Below are 20,971 nucleotides of genomic sequence, written 5' to 3'. Positions count from 1 at the left end.
ATTGATCATCATAAAAGAATTGGTCCAATTGTCTTTTTTTAATGCTTGTGAGTAGTTTAACCTTTTTCTAACGAATGACCAGTACGCCTTCTGCAAGATATAGATCACAAACCAATAATGATATCATCAGCGTAGTTGCACAATTAGCTCATTAATTGTGCAACAGTCCTTATACATCAATGTTCCAGCGATTTTCGCAGCTTCGTTACTTCTTTAAGCTCAAGGCCGGTTAGTTCTGATATTTCTTTATCAGAACTAACCCCGGTCTAACAGCTTTTTTGCAACATTACGTTCTGCTTTTTCCATCCCACGCTCCATCCCTTGTTCCAATCCTTGTTTTGTAGCTGCTTCTTCAATCTCTCTAATCAGTCGGCCAAACGTCGGGGTGTCTCTTAATTTTTCCATTCCCATAATGTTTTTGCCCTCCTTCTCGTTTTGGATGATGGGTAATGATTCGTAAAATTGTTCCTGTAATTCGTCTGGTAGCTTCATGATGTAATCAATAAAATACAATAAGGCAGAAAGATACTTGGGGCGGTGTCGATATTTTTCGTAGACTAAGTCGACCAGTATCTTCTTATGATCAAACTTGGTTTCCTCGCGCTTTTGCTTCTTTTGTTCCTCACTCATTCTTTTATCATCTTTCCCAGTGGTTTTTTTACTGGCATAGATACCGGCAAGCACCACTAAGGCGAAGGGGTTCGGCGATTGTTTCAGTGCTTCTTCGTCTTTCCCGTAAAAGTGATAGGTGTTGTAACGATACGTGATTTCCGTGCCATAAAAGGCATCATGAAACTGATCTTCATAGTTTGCTTCGCTGGCATCCGTTAACAGCGCGATCGCATAAATCGGTTCTGTATGGTTTTCGTAGAGGCGGTAAAAATATGGAAACATGCACCGGGCAAATTTTTTATTCCCAACTGCCTGCACTTCAATATGGATATGGACGTATTGATTTTCCCCGTTTTTTAGTGTTACTTTGGCTAGTTTGTCACAGCGTTAAGAGACCGTAAGTTTTCTGACTGTATGAGAGGTACCTCAAAGTGGTAATGGAAAACAACGGTCTCTAAACCTCCTGATAAGTCTCGCTTTATCCGTATATCTTTTCCCTTTTGCCTGTCTCAAAATATGCGGGAGAAGCTCTGTACCTTCAAAGTCGATGCCTTTGTCAAAATCAATGTCCGGGTACAAATCGGGCGCAAAAAGGCCATAAATTCTTGAATAATGTTTTTCCATAGGCCATCATAATCGGGAGGTGCCGAGCGATAATCATGCGTATCTTCTTTTACTGCGGTTAACATTAGTATACCACATCCTTTCGTTAGAATGAATTTGTGTTCATCTTATCGCTTTTGTACGATAAAGGCAAAGCCGTAAAAGTGAATTTTCATAGGGTGCAGAGGAGAGATAATCGGAATAGTGCTTAGTTATTTGATGATTTTTGATAAGGAAAATACCTTCAAAATGGAAAATTAATGTTTTTCAATGAAACGAATCAGTAGAAAAATATTATAGTCGTAAACATTTTTTTGAATCTGTTGTAACAAACTCTTCCCTAATGCGTCTATTAAGTAACGTATAGAAAAAAGTCAGATATAAAAAGAGGAGTTTTCACAGATGTGTGGTTTTATAGGAGTAATCGATAGGCAAGATTACTCGTTTTCAGAAAAAGAAATGACAGCTTGGCAGGAGAAAACAGACCTGATCAGGCATCGTGGTCCAGACGATGAGGGGTACTATGCCGAAAATGGTATATTCCTAGGTTTTCGCAGACTGAGTATTATTGACATAGAATCAGGGGAGCAGCCATTAAGCTATCAGGAAAATCGAATATGGATGGTTTTTAATGGGGAAATTTATAATTATAGAGAACTTCGAGCGGAACTGATGGAAGAGGGATATTCTTTCCAAACGGAATCAGATACAGAAGTAATTGCCGCTCTGTTCGCTAAGTATAAGCAAGATGCTTTTTCTTACTTACGTGGTATGTTTGCCATCATGATTTGGGATAAGCAGGAGGAAACGTTGTATGGTGCGCGCGATCCATTTGGCATCAAGCCTTTCTATTATGAAGAAACAGAGGATCGGTTGATCTGCGCTTCCGAACGAAAAAGCATTAGCCTGTTTCAAAATAAGTCTGAATTAGATGAGCCTGCCTTGCAGCAATATTTTAGTTTTCAATTTGTACCAGAGCCAGACACGCTTATACCAGGCATTAAAAAATTGACACCTGGACATTACTTTGTCAAGAAAAGGAGGATATGATGCAGACTACTTGTTATTGGAAGCCAGCATTTCATCCCGTTCCAAGAGAAAAAGATCAATGGGTAAAGCGGATACAGCAGGCCTTATTTGATTCAGTGGAAAAACATATGCGCAGTGATGTCCCAGTTGGTTCGTTTCTTTCGGGTGGGATCGATTCTTCGATCATCGTATCAATCGCCAAGCAAGTGAATCCAGCGATTCAAACTTTTTCAGTAGGATTTGACCGGACAGGTTATTCGGAAATAGATGTTGCTCAAGAAACGGCCGAGAAACTGGATGTGAACAATACCTCCTATCTCGTAACACCAGAGGAATATATTGAAAAATTGCCAAAAATCATTTGGCACATGGATGACCCATTAGCCGATCCATCCTGTGTGCCACTTTATTTTGTAGCTAGAGAGGCAAGAAAGCAAGTGAAAGTAGTGTTATCAGGAGAAGGAGCAGATGAGCTTTTTGGTGGCTATAATATTTACGGTGAACCGGAATCATTGAAGATCTTTCAATCCATACCTGGCCCAGCTCAGCAATTGCTCAAGAAGGTGGCCCATGTCTTACCGGAAGGGGTAAAAGGGAAAAGTTTCTTAGAGCGGGGTACCACACCATTAGCGGAACGGTATATCGGCAATGCCAAAATGTTTGAGGGCGAAGAATTACAGCAACTTCTGCAAAACTATGATTCTACCCTTTCCTATCAGGATGTTACTCGGCCGTTGTTTAGAGATGCTGCCAGTTATTCACTTGTCAATCAAATGCAGTATGTCGATATGTATACCTGGCTGCGCGGAGATATTTTATTAAAGGCAGATCGGATGACCATGGCTCATTCCCTTGAATTACGGGTCCCCTTTTTGGATAAAGAAGTGTTTCGCGTGGCCAGTGAATTGCCAGAAGAGTGGAAAGTGACAAATGGCACAACGAAATATATCCTGCGAGAGGCAGTAAGAGGGATTGTGCCTGATCACGTCTTACAGCGAAAGAAGCTAGGATTTCCGGTGCCCATCCGACATTGGCTAAGACAAGAGTTGTACGATTGGGCTGTACGTGTGATCAAGGAAAGTCCAATTGAGCAATGGATAAAAAAAGAATATGTGCTTGAATTGTTGGACAAACATGCTCAAGGCAAAGTCGATTACAGTCGGAAGATTTGGACAGTACTTGTTTTTGCGATATGGTATCAAGTGCATAGAGGAAATGAATAGGTTATTATCAGCGCAAAAAGCCTGCCATCACTAGCGATGGAGGGCTTTTTAGGCAACTGTTTACAAAAAATGACTTGTGCTACGATCATCTGATATGTTTGATTAATACCATCATCCGATCGAACCATTTTTTAAAGGACGTTCTGTTATCTGGTAAAAGCCTTACATCACTTCTAGCTGCGATTTCTTCCACAATCTCGTCAATACGTTGGTTATCGGTTATGATTTTTTCTTCCGTAATGTCGGTATTAAACGCATGGATACAATGGTCAACTTGCGCCTTTGTCCAGGTATCACCCCGTTCCAGCCGCTTATTCAACCGTTTTAACAGCGTATTTTTATCAGCATACAAGATATAATGCCGTAACGGAATACCTTCATCGATCAGCTTTTGAACGATTTCTTCATAATATTGGCGATTAAAAAGGGTCATCGGTACAATAATGGTTCCTTCATAGGTATTCGAAAGATACGTTAACATGTCATAATTAAAGGTTCTCCATTGCTCATGGTCTTGAAAATTGGATTCATGCAATTGCTTTGGGATATTCTCACGAATGAAATATCCGATATTTTCCGGATCATAAATAAACGAGTTGGGCAGTCTTCGTTTTAATTCGAATGCACTCGTTGTTTTACCAGATCCAAATGCACCGTTCAACCAAATAATCATATCGAGCCTCCCCGCACCATTGTTGATTACTGCATATAGAGTTTATCAATAATATTTATAACCTCTTCATCGTTACCTGGATCAATTTCGACTAACTCTGTATTTTCAATGATCTCTTCTCTTTCTTGCTGGATATCATCCGCTGTTACATTATCAGGACGGTAAAGCCCACCGTACCAACGATATGGAATGTTATAGACATTGATGGTACCATCTCCATTGCTGCTATAGGTTATCATGCCATCTACTATTCGAGAACCTCGCAGTTGAATCACATCTTCCGGATAGCTGACATCAATATCTTCTTCGCCAGGATTCAATGAAGTACCAGCTGGAATGTGTGTCACATCCACAGCTTCTATATCTTGATTGTCTCCAAGTTGTAGCCAAACACGGGCATATTCGATTTCCTCTGAAGAATAGTTGCTCAATGCGTTATCGTCTGTGCTTTCATTTGTGTTGTTCGGTTCTTCATTTTCCGTATTATTGTCGGGTGTGGATTCTGTAGCAGTATCCGTTCTATCATTTTCGGAACGATCGGCTGTAGATGATTCGTCATTCTGTTCGTCTTGTGGATCTGTCTCTTCTTCAAGAGCGGGCTCCTCTTCTGGATTAGAATTGGTCTCGTCTGGATCACTAGTACATCCAACTAGCAATAGAGTAAAGATAAATAGAGATAGAAACGTTGTGATTTTTTTCAAGATTCCTTACTTCCTTTCGTTGATTGTAGGAATGATAACTATGAACATAACAACCATTGATTAGTGAGTAGACAGCTTATCAATGATAGGTATAATTTCTTCCTCGTTACCTGTATCGATGGAAATGAGTTCTGTATTATTAATGATATTCTCTGTATATTCCTCCATCGATTCATCTATCTGTTCATCACTAGGCCAGTGCGAGGGAACATCGTATAAGTTAATGGATCCATCTCCATTACCGCTATAGGTAACTATGCCCTCAGCCATGAATTCCCCATATAGTGTAATAATATCTTCTGGATAATTTACACTATTATCATCATAAGGATTCACTGGTTCTCCAGCCGAAGTGCGAGAAACGTTCAATTCTGTTACATCTTGATTACCTATAATTTGCAACCAAACACGGGCATATTCGATTTCTTCTGAAGAATAGGCAGATAATGCGTTATCCTCAGCGTTGTTTGGTTCTTCATTTTTCGTAGCTTCAGTAGGCGTGGATTCTTCCGTAGTATCGATGTCATCCCCAGCATCATTTTCGGAAAGATCGGCTGTAGGTGATTCGTCATTCTGCTCTTCTTGAGGAGTTGTTTCTTTTTCAAGAGCGGGCTCCTCTTCTGGAGCGGCATCGGATTCTTCTGGATCGTTAGCACACCCAACAAACAATATAGTAAAGATTAATAGAGATAGAAACGTTGTGATTTTTTTCAAGATTCCATACTTCCTTTTCGATAAGAGTAAAAACCATATAGATTTAAATATACTAGAAAACGCTAGTCAACACAATATCTCGAAGCGTTTTAAACAGATGATGATAGCCGATAGTTTTCATTTTATGGCAACAGCAAATACACTGGTGAAAACTAAATCTTCAGCTTAAACAACAAATTAAATTTGACATATGGTAGCACATTCGTAGCCAGAAAAGAGGGGTTTTATGAAAGTAATTGCATATGAACAAAAAAATAACCACCAGAGCCTATACGGTGATTATTCTTCATGGACATTAAAAGTCTCTTTAAAAAATTACCGATTCAACTGCATCAAAGCACCCTCAGGCACCGCCTCTTGCGGAACCTCCACCCATCCCTTGCCAAAACGGCCAGCTGTATAGATTTCTAAATAGGCGTTTGGCTGTAGTTCTCTATCCATCACCCTTACAATACGCTGCTTATTTCCTTCCTGATCAAATCCAGTAAACTCGTAACGATAGTTGCCATTCCACAACTCCTCATAGTCTGTTGTCGTTTCCACGTAATAAAGACTTTCTTCATTATTGTGCAACATCCAGTCGCTTAAAGGGATAATACCAGCAGTTGTTTGCTGGATGCCTACGAACAAGATAGCGAGAAATGCCAGTAAGCCAACACAGGTAATCGCGATTTTCTTCATATGATTCTGCTCCTTTCTGTGAATGGTTATCTGAATCCGATGATATCAAGGACGTGATAGCTTAGAAATGTATTTTCCTTTCAACAACCTTACAGTGTTGTAAGCTTGTATGGCTTTTCTGCATGCCTATAAAATCAAAACAAACTAATCCATAATATAAGTTTTTATATCTTTTCTATAAGTTTACTTTACTTTTGTAATAAAATAGTTTACACTCTTTTGTAAGAGGTGATGGTGATGAAAAAGAAGTCTGATGATTCGATATCTAATAAGGTCTATGAATACCGCGTACTTGCCAGGCTGTCGCAAAAAGAATTAGCAGAGAAAGTCGGGGTTTCCAAACAAACTATCTTCGTAATGGAAAAAGGAAATTATGTGCCGACATTGCTATTGGCTTATCGCATTGCTGATTTTTTTAATGTCGATGTAAACGAAATTTTTACTTATGAGAAAGGAAATGATACAAATGAACACAACTGATGAAATAACAGATACCATCTTTAAACCATTAAATGACTGGGCCCAGGCCGCGCCTGGCAACTGGAATACGCTTCTTGGCAGTGGTTTTGTAGTGCTCTTAGCTGGATTAATTCTGCTGTTCGGATTATTAAGAAAAATCGGTAAACCCGATGAACGAACTAATCAAATACATTTAAAAAGTGCCTACATCGTATTATTGGGAGTCGTTGTATGTGACATCATTTTCCCAAAGGAATACATGTGGGAAATTTTCTTCTTATTTAAATATGGTCTTGCGTTCGTCGCTGCAGGAATCTATCTAGCAGTTCGATATAAAAAAGATTTTACGTAATGAAAGGGGAAGAGAGAATGTTTATCGATTCCGTAACCAAGAAGTACCATGGATCAGCCGTCTTAAAAGACCTTTCGTTTGATTTCAAACAAGGAGAAATCATTGGTTTAATTGGAAGCAATGGTGCTGGAAAAAGCACGTTGATGAAGATTATCACTCAAACCATTCCAACCTATGACGGATCGGTTGAAGGCAATCATCAAGTCGGATACTTGATTGAGGAACCCAAACTGTTCCAACATAAGACAGGGTTAGCCCATTTGGTTTATTTTTCGAAAATTTTTGGGCATACTTTTCAACTTAGTGAATTTGAGCAGCTTTTAAAAAACCTGCAATTATATGATGTATTGCATAAAAAAGTGAAGCAATACTCGTTGGGAATGCGGCAAAAATTGGCGATTGTGATCAGTTTATTGAATAAGCCCAGCTATGTTGTATTAGATGAACCAACCAACAGTATGGATATTGAGACTTCCCTTGAAGTGTTGCAACAATTGAAGAAAATGGCCCATGAGTGGCAGGTGGGTATCTTGATTTCTAGTCATAAATTGGAAGATATTGAAACGATCTGTGACCGCGTCTTGTTTTTGGAGAAAGGCACTATATTCGAAGATCAACGATTTAATCGAGGAGATCAGTATAGGCTAAAGCTGGTTTTTAAGCATCCAGCTGATGTAGCGATATTCAGTGATCATCAAGAGCTCGGAACGATCATCTATTCAAGCGAAAGAACCATTGAAATGGAAACAACAGCAGAGAATGCGGAGGTTTTTCGGCTTGTAAATCAATTGGGGATCCAGTTAATTGATTTTACTGCTGAGGAGAAGACGCTTCGTCATGTTTATATGGACAAATTTAGAGGTGAACACCATGATATTTAGTATTAAAGATTATGCAAGTTACAATCTAAAAGAATTATTAAGGAACGGTCACTTGATGGCGGGATTGCTGGGAGCCCTGGTGCCAGCGTTACTGGTAACGTACTATATTTTAACAAATAGTACGCCATTTTACATAAAATATATCTCCAATTTTTATTGTATGTTGGGGATGCTCGCGGCGGTATTGCACCCACTCTACCTTGTCAACCGAGACTATTCCTTTAAGACGATTTCATTGATTAATAACTCCAGACAAAATCGAAAAAACTATGTATTCGCGAATATTGTTGTGGCGCTATATGTCAGTTTATTTTATGCAGCACTGGGTGTCGGCTTGCTTCTAGTCACCCATCAACTGGGAGTGCCTGGAGAATTGAAGGCTTCTTTCCTGTTAGGATTTTCAGCGAATGTCTTTCTGCTAGTGTTAACCTTTTTCTTATTCGGCTATGTTTTATTATTATACGGTCTTCGGAGTGGGGCTGTTTATGGGATTTTGACGGCATTACTGCTTTTTGTTCATAATATTTTAGCCAATGTATTGGAGAGTATCAACAACGGCTTGCTTTCAAGCTTCATCGAGCATTTTCCTTTTTATTTCTATCCAGTGATGGTGGGATCCAATCCACTTTCGCCATTGCAATATGCTATTGGCTGCCTGACCCTTATTGTTTTGTTGGTGATGACCCTCAAAAAGAGTGAAAAAATGGAAGTGTAGGAGGGAGGTGAGTGAAGAATATTAGTTAGTTTATTAGATGAAAAAGTCGCCAATCGCCATGTTTGACTGTTGATCGGGGCTTTTTGTATCTTTTTATTAAATTTTCGTCTACAAGAAAGAATCTTACGGACTGTAGAACGAGAATCGCTCTTTTTCAGTCCGCGAGATTCGTTCTTATGGACGGAGGAACGAGAATCGCTCCCCTCATTCTGCGATAACAAACTCTCGTGACTCGGGCCTGCTAAGTACCAACCATTCTTACAAACTCAAGACCGGCGACCAGAGACGACACCTTTCGCTAACCTTACAAAGTTGTAAGAAAACGCACTTGCCCTTTGTAGTCTCCCATCATCTATGCCATAATAATGGAAAATAAGGAGTGAACAGCATGCAAACGATGATGATTGTCGAGGATGACCCCAAGATTGCCGAGCATTTACAAACCTATATTGAAAAATATGGCTATCACGTGGAGAAGGTGGAAGTTTTTGATCAGGTTATGGATGTATTTCAAAAAATCGAGCCGGATTTGGTGTTACTGGATATCAACCTGCCCAGCTATGATGGGTATTATTGGTGTCGGCAAATTCGGCAAGTATCGACCTGTCCAGTGATCTTTATCTCGGCACGGGTCGGGGAAATGGATCAGGTGATGGCTCTGGAAAATGGTGGTGATGATTTTATCACCAAACCGTTCAGTGCCGAAATTGTCATGGCCAAAATACGCAGTCAGCTGCGCCGGGCATATGGTGCGTACGCTCAGGATGTGAAAGAACGTTTCTTGGAAATAGAAGGTTTGAAACTTTTGCCGGAACGCCTGGAATTAACCTTTAATGGGCAAGAAATCTATTTATCGAAAAAGGAAGCAGATATCATCGAAACGTTAATGAATCGTTATCCGCGAGTTGCCGGCAGGGAGGACTTATTAGAAAAATTGTGGGATGACCAAACCTATGTCGATGAAAATACCTTAAATGTCAATATCACAAGAGTGCGGAAAAAGTTGCAGTCTGTCGGGATAGATAATGGTGTGGAAACGGTTCGAGGCGTTGGTTACCGGCTGCACGCACCCTTGGCACAAGGAGAAGACAAATGAAGTTATTTTGGAAAGAACACAGCTTATTAATTGCTCTTAATATCGTGCAATTTGTGGCTATTCTGCTAATCTATTGGCTAGACGGTTACCGAAATCTGCTGCCAGCATTCTACGCGATTTTTATCGGATTCTTTTTTCTTACCTGTTATCTTTTTTATCAATATGTCAGTCGCCGTGCGTTTTATCAACGTTTGAGTGAGCCGCTGAAGTCACTGGATGAATCATTGCAAAAAAGCAGTCAACATCCTGTTTCCGAGGCATTAAATGAACTGTTGCGCAGCCAGTATAAACATTATCAAGAGCAGATACATACCATCGACAAAGAGAAGGAAGAACATCTGAAGCTGATGGATCAATGGGTACATCAGATGAAAACACCAATCTCGGTCATCGAACTCACCGCACAGAACTTGGATGAACCAGATTCGTCGAGTATTCGAGAAGAAACGGAGCGCATGAAATCGGGCCTAAACACGATTCTTTATATGGCCAGATTGCGGACAATAGAGCAGGATTTTCATATCAAACCGATCCAGCTGGCCTCATTGGTACATGAGGTGAATGGGGAAAATAAACGATTCTACATACGTAATAAAGTTTATCCAAAAGTGGAAGAATTAACGGCAAGAGTGACCGTACAGACCGATGAAAAGTGGTTATTCTTTATACTGACGCAGCTTGTTTTAAATGCCGTGAAGTATTCTGCTGGAAAAAGCCAATCGATCATCATCTCGATTTATGAAAGGGAGAGAGAAGCCATATTGGAAGTGAAAGATTTTGGAGTAGGCATTCCCGAAACGGATAAAAAGCGGATTTTTGATGCATTTTACACCGGAGAAAACGGCAGGGAATTTCGAGAATCCACCGGGATGGGGCTGTATCTAGTGAAAGAGGCAGCAGAATACCTGCAACATCAGATCGAATGGGAGTCACAAGTCGGTGAAGGCTCCACCTTTCGGATTATCTTCTCGGAAACGCAAAAGGTTTTTTAGGAATTAGAAGATGGAGTATGTGCAAAAAAAGATGAGAGAAACGTATGGAACAGGGCATTGATTTGATAATTTACTTGTAAGTAAAATGACCTTTTGTGAATAACTGTTAATAATAAGAGTGCTTTAAAAGCTCTACAACTATATGGTCAATGTATTGTCATATCTCTTGTTTTTGTGTATAATTTTGTTATAAGCAACATATACTATTACTATTTCTTTGATGAGAGAGGTGGTAACTGTATGTGTTATGAGGATGGTGAAGAAGAAATGTCTGTAGAAACGCCTCTTAAAACACCAGCAGAATCGTTAGAAAAGTCTATCCAAGAAGTGAAAGACATGAGAGATGGGAAATTAAGAAAAAAACATGGGACGAACTTTACAATGAAATAAAAGAAGATAATGATTGAGGTTAAAACATGTATTCTGTCATTCCTACACCAGAATTTGAAAAAAGAATAAAGTATTTAATAAGGAAAAAACGCTATAAAAAAGTGGGGAATGACGTACATAAGATTGACTAGAAACAGGGAATTTTATAGGTGATGAAATCCCTAATGTAGGTTTGAAAATGCAACAGTCTATTTACAAAGTGAGGGCTGTAAATACAAGTGCAAATGTGGGCAAGTCAGGTGGATTTAGAATAATATATTTGGTAACTGAAGACCACTTTGAAATATACTTGTTAGATATATATTCTAAAAAAGACAAAGAAAATATAACGAATGAACAAATAAAGCTAATTTTAAAAAACAATCAACTATAAAAAATGTGTAGGAGAGGGGATTATTTCTTCTCTTTTTTTATGGGCATTTTTAACCATGATTAGGTCTTTCATGTTTGTGTTATAACAAACCTTACATTAATGTAAGACAAATGAAATAAAAATCAATCGTCCGTTACCACCATCAGCGATATACTAGGCATTAATCAAGTACAAGAAAGGAAGTATACGCATGTTAAATGTAAACCAAGTAAGCAAGATATATGAAGGGAAAGTCGCCTATCGTGCGCTGACGGATATTGATTTAAACGTGGAGGACAATGAATTTGTGGGAATCATGGGTCCGTCCGGGAGTGGCAAAACGACGCTGTTAAATATTATTGCCACGATCGATGAACCAACCACAGGAAATATTACCATCAATGGCGACAATCCACATCTTTTGAAAAAAGACAAGCTGGCCAAGTTCCGCCGCCGAGAATTAGGGTTTGTTTTTCAAGATTTTAATTTATTGCATACCCTCACTGTAGAGGAAAACATGGTACTGCCGCTCACGCTGGATGGCAAGAAGGTCAAAGAGATGAAGGAGAAGGCCCACCAGTTTGCGGAGAAGCTGGGGATTAGCGAGATTATGAAAAAAAGAATCTATGAAATCTCTGGTGGGCAAGCGCAACGAGCAGCTGTAGCAAGGGCGATGATCCACTCGCCTAAATTGCTTTTGGCTGATGAACCAACCGGTAATCTGGATTCTCGTTCTTCGAAGGACGTAATGGAAATGCTGTCTACGTTGAACCAAAAGGAACAAACAACGATGCTTTTGGTTACCCATGATCCGCAGGCAGCAAGCTATTGTAATCGGGTTGTTTTTATTCGAGATGGCCGATTTTATTCGGAAATTCATCGTGGCGATAACCGTCAAGCCTTTTTCCAAAAAATTATCGATACACTCTCGTTAATGGGAGGGGATGCTAATGACTTTTCGTCAGTTCGCGTTTAATAATGTCATTCGCAATAAAAGGCTGTATGCCGCCTATTTCTTAACAAGTCTGTTTACAGTGATGGTCTTTTTTACCTTTGCGATTTTTGCCTTTCACCCGTCCTTATCAGGGGGGAGCATGAATCAATATGTGTCGATCGGGATGAATGTGGCTTCGGGAATTATCTACGTGTTCTCTTTTTTCTTTGTCTTGTATTCCATGAGCTCTTTTTTGCAATCTCGTAAGAAAGAGTTTGGCTTGTTAATGATGCAAGGAATGAGCATGAGACAGATTCGGCTGATGGTTTTTCTTGAAAATATGTTGATTGGGTTTGTTGCTACGATTGGTGGTATTGGTGGAGGGTTAGTATTCGCCAAGGCGATTCTGTTGATTGCGGAAAATGTCTTGATTATTGAGGATGAATTGCCTTTCTATCTTCCTACACAAGCCATTTTGTTAACGTTTGTCTGTTTTATTGTGCTGTTTTTCTTCATTTCCTTGTTTGTTTCTTATATATTGAGAAGCCGGAAATTAATTGATTTGATCAAAGGGGATCAGCAGTCAAAAGGGGAGCCCAAGGCCAATCTGTGGCTAACGTTACTGGCGGTGCTCTTACTTGGTACAGGGTATTCCATTGCCTTAATGGTAGAGGGTCTCGAGGTAGTTGCAGCACTACTGCCAGTTGTTCTGCTTGTTATCTTAGGAACCTATTTATTGTTTACCCAGTTAAGTGTCTTTCTGATCCGACGTTTGAAAAAGCAGAAGCGTTTCTTCTGGCATAAGACCAATATGATTTTATTATCGGACCTTTCTTTTCGTATGAAGGATAATGCCAGAACCTTTTTCTTAGTGGCGATTATTTCAACGGTTGCCTTTTCGGCGATCGGTACATTGTATGGTTTTCAGTCGTTTTTATCCGCCGGAACGCAGCAGCAAGGTCCCTATACGATCAGCTATAGAGCGGATGACACCGGCGGGGAAGAAGCTGCTGCCGTGATTGAGGAAAGTTTGCAAGCAGATCAGTTAGAGACAGATGGCGAACGTCTTCAACTGCGGTATTATGAAGCGGGTGAACAATCGGTTGTTATCGTGAAAGCATCTGACTATAATCGCTTTGCGAGTTTATTAGACGAAGAAACACTAAACATTTCAGATGGCTCCCCTGGGCTGGTGCGGAAGGAAATACCTTTATTAATGATCGGAACTCCTGGAGATACAGAGGAAGAAGTGTTGGCGAATGCCGGACTCGAGCTGGAAAATGGTTCTACAATAGAGCCGAAACAGCTGATCGAATCGGAGGTGTTGCCTGCCACTGCGGGGAATGAGTATTATGTGGTATCTGATCATGACTTTGAAAGTTTACCAGAACCTTCTTCTGAGCAAAGTTATTTTGCTTGGCAGGAACGCAATGGTGAGGATATCTCAATCGCAGTATCCGAGCAATTGGATCAAGAGATAAGCGATGGATTTATTAGTAATCCGACTTATGAAGAATATCTTTTGAATAAGGTGTATGGCCCCATCCTCTTTGTTGGTTTATTTATTGGTATTGTCTTTTTTGTCTCGGCAGGTAGTTTCCTTTATTTCCGTTTGTATGCAGACGTTGATGCAGATAAGCGCAAGTTTCAGGCAATTACCAAGATGGGGCTGACCGATAAGGAATTGAAACAGGTACTGAACAGGCAGACGCTGATCCTCTTTTTTGCACCGATTGTAGTGGCCTTGATCCATGGTGCAGTAGCATTAACGGCATTGTCAAATTTGTTCTTCTATAATTTGGTTCAAGAGGCAGCCAGTGTGTTAGGTCTGTTCTTGACGATTCAGATTCTTTATTTCTTTATCGTGAGGTTTTATTATACTCGGCAGATAAAGGCATCGCTTCGATAATGCTTGGTTGTTTGGAGTATAGTAAAATTCATCGATCCATTGCTCCAAGTTAGTTTTGGGTGTATAGGAGAATCCCCGATAATGACGGCCAAAATCTGAGGGAAAAGCGCTGAAATGGCCGTCATCTTGAAAATGACGGCCAAAATCCGAGGTAAAAGCGCTGAAATGGCCGTCATCCCTCTGTCTTTCTAATAGAAACGATGGTGTCGAACAGCCATCACATTTCTTTTTTCAAAAAAACGTTTGTATTTCCTCTTCTAATCACGTTATCCATCAAGAATCGAGAGTCATATGTTTATATTATACCTCCATAGGGTATAATATAATCGAAAGAGAGGAGTGAATGACAAATGAATCACAATCACCATAATCATGAATCGGATGAACACCATCATGACCGCCAGCACAATCACCATCATGACCATGGTTCACATGATGATCACGACCACGGTTCGCATGATCATCAACACCACCATGAGCACATGATAGAAGATTTCAAAAAGAGGTTTTATATCTCTATTATACTGGCAATACCCGTGATCATACTCTCGGACATGATTCAGTCGTTTTTTAATTATTCCCTATCCTTTCCGGGAGATCAATGGCTCAGCTTGCTTATTGCTACGATCATCTTTTTTTATGGAGGTTGGCCATTTCTGAGCGGGGCAATTGATGAAATCAAACAGAAGTCACCTGGAATGATGACATTAATTGGCTTTGCCATTGCGGTTGCCTACTTTTACAGCGCAGCTACGGTATTTGGTCTGGCGGGGCACGACTTGTTTTGGGAATTAGCCACGCTGATTGTCATCATGCTGCTAGGGCATTGGATCGAAATGAAATCTGTCAGCAAGGCGTCCGATTCGATGGAATCTCTGGTAGCCTTAATGCCAAATGAGGCGACGAAAATCGATGAAGAAGGTCAGACAGAAGTTGTTAAGGTAGGAGATTTAGTCAAAGGAGACCATCTCTTGATTAAACCAGGCGAAAAAATACCAGCAGACGGTATTATTATCAAAGGGCAATCTTCGGTTGACGAGTCGATGCTTACCGGTGAATCTGTGCCAGTTGAGAAACAAGTCGACGAAGAAGTGATCGGTGGGTCGATGAATACCTCTGGCTCCTTAACGATAGAGGTATCGAAAACAAGTGAAGAAGGCTATCTATCGCAAGTCGTCCAATTGGTAAAAGAGGCACAGGAAAGCAAATCCAAAACACAAATGTTATCCGATCGAGCCGCCAAATGGTTGTTTTACATTGCGATTGCAGCTGGGCTTATCACGTTTGTGGTTTGGCTGTTGTTAGGATATGGAATCGAAGAGGCAATGACGAGAATGGTAACTGTTTTAGTTATTTCTTGTCCCCATGCGCTTGGATTAGCAATTCCGTTAGTCGTAGCGCGTTCGACGTATTTATCTGCACAAAAAGGCTTATTTATTCGTAATCGGATTGGCTTTGAGGATGCTCGGAAGGTAACTACGGTTGTCTATGATAAGACAGGTACCTTAACGAAGGGAGAATTTGCCGTCACCGATATCCTGCCGCAAGGAAATATACCGGAAGAGACGCTGCTGCAAAAGGCGGCTTCGATTGAATCACAATCTGAGCATCCTATTGCTGCGGGAATTGTTGACTCGGCAAAAGAACGAAACCTGCAGATTACACAACCAGATCGTTTTGATTCGATTACAGGTGCCGGTATTACGGCCAAAATTGGTGAAGATCACTTGTTGGCGGTTAGTCCAGGCTATGTCCAAAAACAACGTATTGCTTATGATCAAGCAACCTTTAATCAATTATCGGAAGCAGGTAAAACCGTGATATTTGTGATCGAAAATGAACAGCTGCTGGGAATGATTGCACTAGCCGATCAAGTGAAGGATTCCTCGAAAGAAGCGGTTCAACGTCTGCATGAGCTAGGCATCGAAGCGCAAATGCTGACTGGTGATAATCAAAAAGTGGCCAATGGTGTCGCAAAAGAGGTAGGTATCGATCAAGTCATGGCAGAGGTGCTTCCTGATCAAAAGGCCGACCAGATCAAACAATTAAAAGCTAATCAGAAAAAAGTGGCCATGACAGGAGATGGGATTAACGATTCCCCTGCCTTAGCCACGGCCGATTTAGGTGTGGCAATTGGTGCAGGTACAGATGTGGCGATGGAAACAGCCGATGTTGTATTGGTCAATAGTAATCCAAAAGACGTTGTATCCATTATCGATCTGTCGCGACTTACTTATCGTAAAATGGTGCAAAATCTGTGGTGGGCGGCTGGTTATAATATCCTTGCGATTCCACTAGCGGCAGGGGTGTTGGCTCCATGGGGTATTGTCCTTGATCCAGCAGTCGGTGCCGTGTTGATGTCACTAAGTACGGTAATTGTCGCCTTTAACGCCCGATTGTTGAAAGCATAAGCAAGGAGGGGGGAATTATCCCCCCTTTGCTTACTGCTGATCGGGGCGTAAGCCATCATAGATTAATTGGATCAACTGGTTTATTTCCTGTTCAGTGATGTCTCGGTTGACTAATAATGCAGGCAGGGCGGTGCTAAAGATATTGGTGAAAATAAAATACATGATTCGCGTTGCGGCCATATCTTTTATTTCGCCTCGCTGCATATACATAGCTAATACTGGCTGGAACACACTTCCGACCTGTTTCGGTATAAAATCCTTAATCATCGTTTTAAACTCTTCGCGAAAGACAATCTCTCTTGCGAATATAATAATCGCTTCCTTATTTTGCTGAGCAAAGGCAAGGCGATTGCGTACTACCTTTTCTAAAAAATGATAAAAGGGCTTTGCTTCCTCGGATTGAACTGCTTGATATAACTCATGTAAGACAACTGGAAAAACAAATTCTTTATATAAAGGTAGTATCACACTGAATAATAAATTCTCTTTGTTTTGAAAATGTTTATAGACCGTCCCCTCTGACACTTGTGCATGATGGGCGATATCCTTGGTCGATGTCTGGTGGAACCCCTTCTCACTAAACAGGCTTAGGGCAGACTTGGCGACGGCTTGTTGTTTGTCGGATAACTCATCAATATTAGGTAATGTTTCTTCCAGCATTTCAAAAATAGATTTCATTTCTCTCACCTAAACCTTTCGATATCTTCTCATACCAAGGATATTAAGCAGTGTGAACAAGATAATCAATGCTGCTAAGAAGGATAAAGGCCAGATCAAATCGGTTAGCCCCACCCCTTTTAACACAATATCAATCATTGCATTACCTGCATGATATAACGGCATGATAGGTGCAATCCACTGCAGCCAAGGCTCCATCGTCTCTACCTTCAACATCCCGGAGAAAAAGATTTGCGGGATGATAATCAATGGGATAAACTGCATCATTTGAAATTCACTTTTGACAAAGGTGGATAGCAGTAAGCCAAGTCCTAAGGCGACCAAACTAAGTAAAATATTAATAATAAACATGTTGACTAGCGATCCAGCGATATCCATATCCAGAATATAGACGGAAAAGAGGATAATCACGGCGGTCTGAAGCACAGCAAAAATACCATAGCCGAATAGATAACCAAAGACAATTTCGGATTTCTTAATCGGGGTGGATAATAACTTTTCCAACGTACCGCTGCTTCTTTCCTTTAACATCGCCATTCCTGAAATAAGAAAGACGAAAAAGAAGACAAAGAAACTTACCAATACAGGATTAATAATATCAAAAAACGTTTGGTCTTCATCACCGTAAATATAGTTCACAGTCAAAGCTTCCTCATCCATATCAATGTCTGTATCGATTTCCGTATCCGGTGTTATCTCCGAATCGATGTTTTGCTGAATTTCTGGTGGCATTTGTTCGAGAGCTTGGGTCATTTCCTCCATATTACTAACTAATTCTTCGATATTGTCAGCCAGATTTGTGATATTTCGTTCCATGACAGCCTGTGAACTCTGTTGAATCGCTGGACCTTCATCGATTGGATTATCATTGAGAATGGTTAATGTCCATTCCTCGTCCGTTTCTTCAAGCACTCCGTTGGCATGGCCGTTTTGTAAATAGGATTTCGGATCGATATCCTGTTCTTCTTTCACATGGACATCTTCCTCTTCTAGTATATCGATAATCTCCGTATCCACGTTGATAGTTGCAATCGTAATTTCATCATCCGGATCGGGAAAAATATAGTTGAGTAACGAAATAACTAGGATCGGTGCAATAAATAATAAGGCCAGGGTGCGTTTGTCACGAAGGACTTGTTTGCAAATGCGTTTGATCAAGGATAATATTTTCATTCTTTTTCCTCCAATCTTAGGAAGACTTGATCGATATTATCGACGTTAAATTTGCTTAAAATCTCCTGCGGTGTGCCACTGGCGGAAATACCTTTATTTTTCATTAATAACAGCTGATCACATTTCATCGCTTCGTCCATGATATGGGTGGTGATCAAGATCGTACTTTCTTCCTTTAATGCGTGTAGCCGGTCCCAAATGTCCAGCTTTAGAACAGGATCAATTCCTACAGTAGGTTCATCCAGTATGAGAAATTCTGGTCGATTGATCAGGGCGATAGCAAGAGAAAGCCGACGTTTCATCCCACCCGAATAATGTTCCACTAGTTTGTGCTGTTCTTTATCGAGCTGCACGAGGTTTAACATTTCCCTTAAACGCCTTTTGGCAATTTTCTTCCCATACATATTAGCAAAAAATTGAATATTCTCTAGCCCGGTCAAATCATGATAAAGGGAGTCGCTTTGGGCCATATAGCCGATGCGATTCAACAGCTTGCGGTTAGGCACTTGGATATTATTCATCGAGATGGAGCCAGAATCCGACCGCTCCATGCCCATTAAGCATTTAATCAGTGTGGTCTTCCCGGCACCAGAAGGACCGATTAATCCAGTAATTTGCCGATTATAGATCGGAACAGAGATATTGTGTAATACGGACTGTTTGCCGTAATTTTTGGAGATATTCTGAATTTGTATCATGTCAATCCACCTCTTTTTTTAATGAGTGAGTGCTTACTCATTTATTGTAATTGATTTCTTTGGATAATGCAAGGGGATGGATAGAATCAGCAAGAAAGGCTTGTATTTGCGGGGGTTTTTCCCTATACTAAATAAAATAAGCTTGATTGTAGTTGATTGAAGGAGAGATCGTATGGAACATATGGGATGGCTTTCTATTATCCCGCCGATTTTAGCAGTAGTGTTAGCTATTATAACGAAAAATGTCATCATATCCCTGTTTCTAGGTGTGTATGCAGGCGTGTTGATTATGGTGGGGGGAAACCCTTTAACAGCAACGACAGAAACAATTGGGAGTTTTCTTTTCCCGCAAGTAGCGGACAGTTATAATGCTGCCGTACTTGTGCTGTTATTTTTTATTGGAGGTTTTGTCGCATTAATGGAAAAATCGGGAGGCGGTGCTGCCTTGGCTAATCGCACAGCTCGGTTTATTAATACGCGGGTCAAAGCACAGTTATCGGCATGGTTTGGCGGTATTATCATTTTCTTCTCGGACATAGGAACACCATTAATTGTTGGTCCTGTATTTGAAAAAATTTTTGATAAGGCTAAGTTATCGCGCGAAAAACTGGCGTGGGTGATTGATTCAACCTCCTCACCGGTGGCGGTCTTGATTCCGTTTATTGGCTGGGGTGTATATATCATGGGGTTGATCAAGAGTGAATTTGATACATTAAATATTCAGGCCTCGGAGTTTGATACCCTGATTCAAGTGATTCCTTTTCAATTCTATCCGATTTTAGCGATTTTGATGGTGCCTTTCGTTGCACTGTCGAGATTGGATTTTGGGCCAATGGCGAAGGCGGAAAGAAGGGTAAGGGAAACCGGTCAATTATATTGGAAGGATGCAAAGCCCTTAAGGAGAACAGAACAACAATCAGAGGCAACGACAACAGAGAGCCGAGCAATTTTGGTCTGGCTGCCTTTGTTAGTCTTATTTATTACTTTATTTGGCTTATTGTTAACCCATGGCTTTCCTTTTGAACCGGTCGATGGTAATGATTTTCGTATCGCATTGACAACAGCTTATTTGTTTGCGGCTCTGTCGATTATTATTTTGTTAATCAGCTATCGGCTGAAAAAGTTTGCGGAAATATTTGAAATCTATACATCTGGTATGCAGAAAATGGCCTATGTGAGCGTGACGCTTGTGTTGGCGTGGGCGCTCGGTACGGTGATTGGTGAAATGGGAACGGCTAATTATATCGTCGAAGTGATGCAAGGCAGGGTGCCGGCCTTTATTATCCCGGCGATTCTCTTTGTCGTTGGGGCCATTGTTTCGATAGCTTCCGGCTCCTCATGGGGTACCTTTGCTATTATGTTGCCACTGGCAATCCCGATGGCCGTTTCCTTAGACGCCCCGTTGTTGGTATGTATTGCTGCGGTGTTATCTGGCGGAATCTTTGGTGATCACTGTTCCCCCATTTCCGATACAACGATCCTATCTTCCACTGGTGCAGGGGCGGATCATATCGACCACGTCAAGACACAAATCTCGTATGCGCTGGTGAACGGAGTGATCGCCTTTATCGGTTTTATCGTGGCCGGTGTGACTGGCAGTGCGTTCACGGTTGTTTTAACGATTGTATTGCTGGTGCTGGCGGTGTTTGTGCTGTCGAAAGTGCGTCGTAGTGGGGAGGCAGCTAGTCATTAGCG

Annotated in this window: 21 protein-coding genes and 1 pseudogene; 12 read left to right on the top strand and 10 right to left on the bottom strand. The window is 40.8% G+C overall.

Annotation, left to right across the window (positions count from 1 at the left end):
- Positions 1 to 255: 255 nt before the first annotated feature.
- Together E0E32_RS19140 and E0E32_RS19135 are read right to left on the bottom strand one after the other, a co-directional pair.
- On the bottom strand, positions 256 to 894 hold the full coding sequence (locus tag E0E32_RS19140) for an RpnC/YadD family protein (RefSeq protein WP_130860532.1): 639 nt from the start codon (positions 892 to 894) through the stop codon (positions 256 to 258).
- Between the two features lie 227 nt (positions 895 to 1,121).
- The gene (locus E0E32_RS19135; RefSeq protein ID WP_066190461.1) at positions 1,122 to 1,301 is read right to left on the bottom strand and encodes a hypothetical protein; all 180 of its coding nucleotides are present in this window, start codon (positions 1,299 to 1,301) and stop codon (positions 1,122 to 1,124) included.
- Between the two features lie 316 nt (positions 1,302 to 1,617).
- On the opposite strand from E0E32_RS19135, the pseudogene asnB reads away from it, so the two are divergent.
- Positions 1,618 to 3,467: pseudogene (gene asnB, locus E0E32_RS19130) on the top strand (asparagine synthase (glutamine-hydrolyzing)).
- Between the two features lie 85 nt (positions 3,468 to 3,552).
- Here asnB and E0E32_RS19125 read toward each other — a convergent pair.
- From E0E32_RS19125 to E0E32_RS19110, 4 genes are all read right to left on the bottom strand, one after another.
- Complete coding sequence (locus E0E32_RS19125; RefSeq protein ID WP_066190463.1) at positions 3,553 to 4,140, bottom strand: AAA family ATPase; 588 nt, start codon at positions 4,138 to 4,140, stop codon at positions 3,553 to 3,555.
- 26 nt (positions 4,141 to 4,166) lie between these two features.
- Complete coding sequence (locus E0E32_RS19120; RefSeq protein WP_130860531.1) at positions 4,167 to 4,841, bottom strand: YdeJ family lipoprotein; 675 nt, start codon at positions 4,839 to 4,841, stop codon at positions 4,167 to 4,169.
- A gap of 60 nt (positions 4,842 to 4,901) precedes the next feature.
- Positions 4,902 to 5,555: a YdeJ family lipoprotein gene (locus E0E32_RS19115; RefSeq protein ID WP_130860530.1), complete on the bottom strand. Its 654-nt coding sequence runs from the start codon at positions 5,553 to 5,555 to the stop codon at positions 4,902 to 4,904.
- Between the two features lie 315 nt (positions 5,556 to 5,870).
- Positions 5,871 to 6,236 (bottom strand): DUF1093 domain-containing protein, encoded by a 366-nt coding sequence (locus E0E32_RS19110; protein WP_130860529.1) that lies wholly within the window; start codon positions 6,234 to 6,236, stop codon positions 5,871 to 5,873.
- Positions 6,237 to 6,473: 237 nt separating this feature from the next.
- Here E0E32_RS19110 and E0E32_RS19105 point away from each other — a divergent pair, with 237 nt between their 5' ends.
- The 9 genes from E0E32_RS19105 (at position 6,474) to E0E32_RS19070 (ending at position 14,316) form a co-directional block, all read left to right on the top strand.
- Positions 6,474 to 6,716 carry a helix-turn-helix transcriptional regulator gene (locus tag E0E32_RS19105; RefSeq protein WP_130860528.1) on the top strand — a complete coding sequence of 81 codons (243 nt, stop codon included), beginning with the start codon at positions 6,474 to 6,476 and terminating at the stop codon, positions 6,714 to 6,716.
- Entirely contained in the window at positions 6,703 to 7,047 is a 345-nt protein-coding gene (locus tag E0E32_RS19100) for a DUF2178 domain-containing protein (protein WP_207302303.1), read from the top strand. The genes E0E32_RS19105 and E0E32_RS19100 overlap by 14 nt, the downstream gene beginning before the upstream one ends.
- 17 nt (positions 7,048 to 7,064) lie before the next feature.
- The gene (locus tag E0E32_RS19095) at positions 7,065 to 7,928 is read left to right on the top strand and encodes an ABC transporter ATP-binding protein (RefSeq protein ID WP_130860527.1); all 864 of its coding nucleotides are present in this window, start codon (positions 7,065 to 7,067) and stop codon (positions 7,926 to 7,928) included.
- Complete coding sequence (locus E0E32_RS19090) at positions 7,918 to 8,643, top strand: ABC transporter permease (protein ID WP_130860526.1); 726 nt, start codon at positions 7,918 to 7,920, stop codon at positions 8,641 to 8,643. Before E0E32_RS19095 ends, E0E32_RS19090 begins: the two co-directional genes overlap by 11 nt.
- Positions 8,644 to 9,031: 388 nt before the next feature.
- Positions 9,032 to 9,739, top strand: a complete 708-nt coding sequence (locus E0E32_RS19085) for a response regulator transcription factor (protein ID WP_066190477.1) — start codon at positions 9,032 to 9,034, stop codon at positions 9,737 to 9,739.
- Positions 9,736 to 10,731 carry a sensor histidine kinase gene (locus tag E0E32_RS19080; RefSeq protein WP_066190480.1) on the top strand — a complete coding sequence of 332 codons (996 nt, stop codon included), beginning with the start codon at positions 9,736 to 9,738 and terminating at the stop codon, positions 10,729 to 10,731. The genes E0E32_RS19085 and E0E32_RS19080 overlap by 4 nt, the downstream gene beginning before the upstream one ends.
- Before the next feature lie 240 nt (positions 10,732 to 10,971).
- Entirely contained in the window at positions 10,972 to 11,121 is a 150-nt protein-coding gene (locus E0E32_RS22395) for a hypothetical protein (protein ID WP_165445087.1), read from the top strand.
- Between the two features lie 563 nt (positions 11,122 to 11,684).
- Entirely contained in the window at positions 11,685 to 12,449 is a 765-nt protein-coding gene (locus tag E0E32_RS19075) for an ABC transporter ATP-binding protein (protein WP_130860525.1), read from the top strand.
- On the top strand, positions 12,424 to 14,316 hold the full coding sequence (locus tag E0E32_RS19070) for an ABC transporter permease (protein WP_130860524.1): 1,893 nt from the start codon (positions 12,424 to 12,426) through the stop codon (positions 14,314 to 14,316). The genes E0E32_RS19075 and E0E32_RS19070 overlap by 26 nt, the downstream gene beginning before the upstream one ends.
- Here the strand turns inward: E0E32_RS19070 and E0E32_RS19065 are convergent.
- Positions 14,283 to 14,492: a hypothetical protein gene (locus tag E0E32_RS19065; protein WP_130860523.1), complete on the bottom strand. Its 210-nt coding sequence runs from the start codon at positions 14,490 to 14,492 to the stop codon at positions 14,283 to 14,285. The genes E0E32_RS19070 and E0E32_RS19065 overlap by 34 nt on opposite strands.
- Before the next feature lie 174 nt (positions 14,493 to 14,666).
- Between E0E32_RS19065 and E0E32_RS19060 the strand changes: the two genes are divergently transcribed.
- Positions 14,667 to 16,727, top strand: a complete 2,061-nt coding sequence (locus E0E32_RS19060) for a copper-translocating P-type ATPase (RefSeq protein WP_130860522.1) — start codon at positions 14,667 to 14,669, stop codon at positions 16,725 to 16,727.
- A 30-nt stretch (positions 16,728 to 16,757) separates the two neighbouring features.
- Here the strand turns inward: E0E32_RS19060 and E0E32_RS19055 are convergent, their stop codons facing one another.
- Genes E0E32_RS19055 through E0E32_RS19045 form a run of 3 tightly spaced genes read right to left on the bottom strand, consistent with a single transcriptional unit; the run spans position 16,758 to position 19,276 of the window.
- Positions 16,758 to 17,405 carry a TetR/AcrR family transcriptional regulator gene (locus E0E32_RS19055; RefSeq protein WP_066190499.1) on the bottom strand — a complete coding sequence of 216 codons (648 nt, stop codon included), beginning with the start codon at positions 17,403 to 17,405 and terminating at the stop codon, positions 16,758 to 16,760.
- Between the two features lie 9 nt (positions 17,406 to 17,414).
- On the bottom strand, positions 17,415 to 18,578 hold the full coding sequence (locus tag E0E32_RS19050; RefSeq protein WP_066190503.1) for an ABC transporter permease: 1,164 nt from the start codon (positions 18,576 to 18,578) through the stop codon (positions 17,415 to 17,417).
- Entirely contained in the window at positions 18,575 to 19,276 is a 702-nt protein-coding gene (locus E0E32_RS19045; RefSeq protein ID WP_130860521.1) for an ABC transporter ATP-binding protein, read from the bottom strand. The genes E0E32_RS19050 and E0E32_RS19045 overlap by 4 nt, the downstream gene beginning before the upstream one ends.
- Before the next feature lie 172 nt (positions 19,277 to 19,448).
- Between E0E32_RS19045 and E0E32_RS19040 the strand changes: the two genes are divergently transcribed.
- A complete protein-coding gene (locus tag E0E32_RS19040) occupies positions 19,449 to 20,969 on the top strand; it encodes a Na+/H+ antiporter NhaC family protein (RefSeq protein WP_066190509.1) in 1,521 nt (506 codons plus the stop codon).
- Positions 20,970 to 20,971: the final 2 nt, after the last annotated feature.

Source organism: Gracilibacillus phocaeensis (genome assembly GCF_900626275.1).
Taxonomy (GTDB): Bacteria; Bacillota; Bacilli; order Bacillales; family Amphibacillaceae; genus Gracilibacillus; species Gracilibacillus timonensis.
This window is presented reverse-complemented; position numbering and strand designations above follow the sequence as displayed.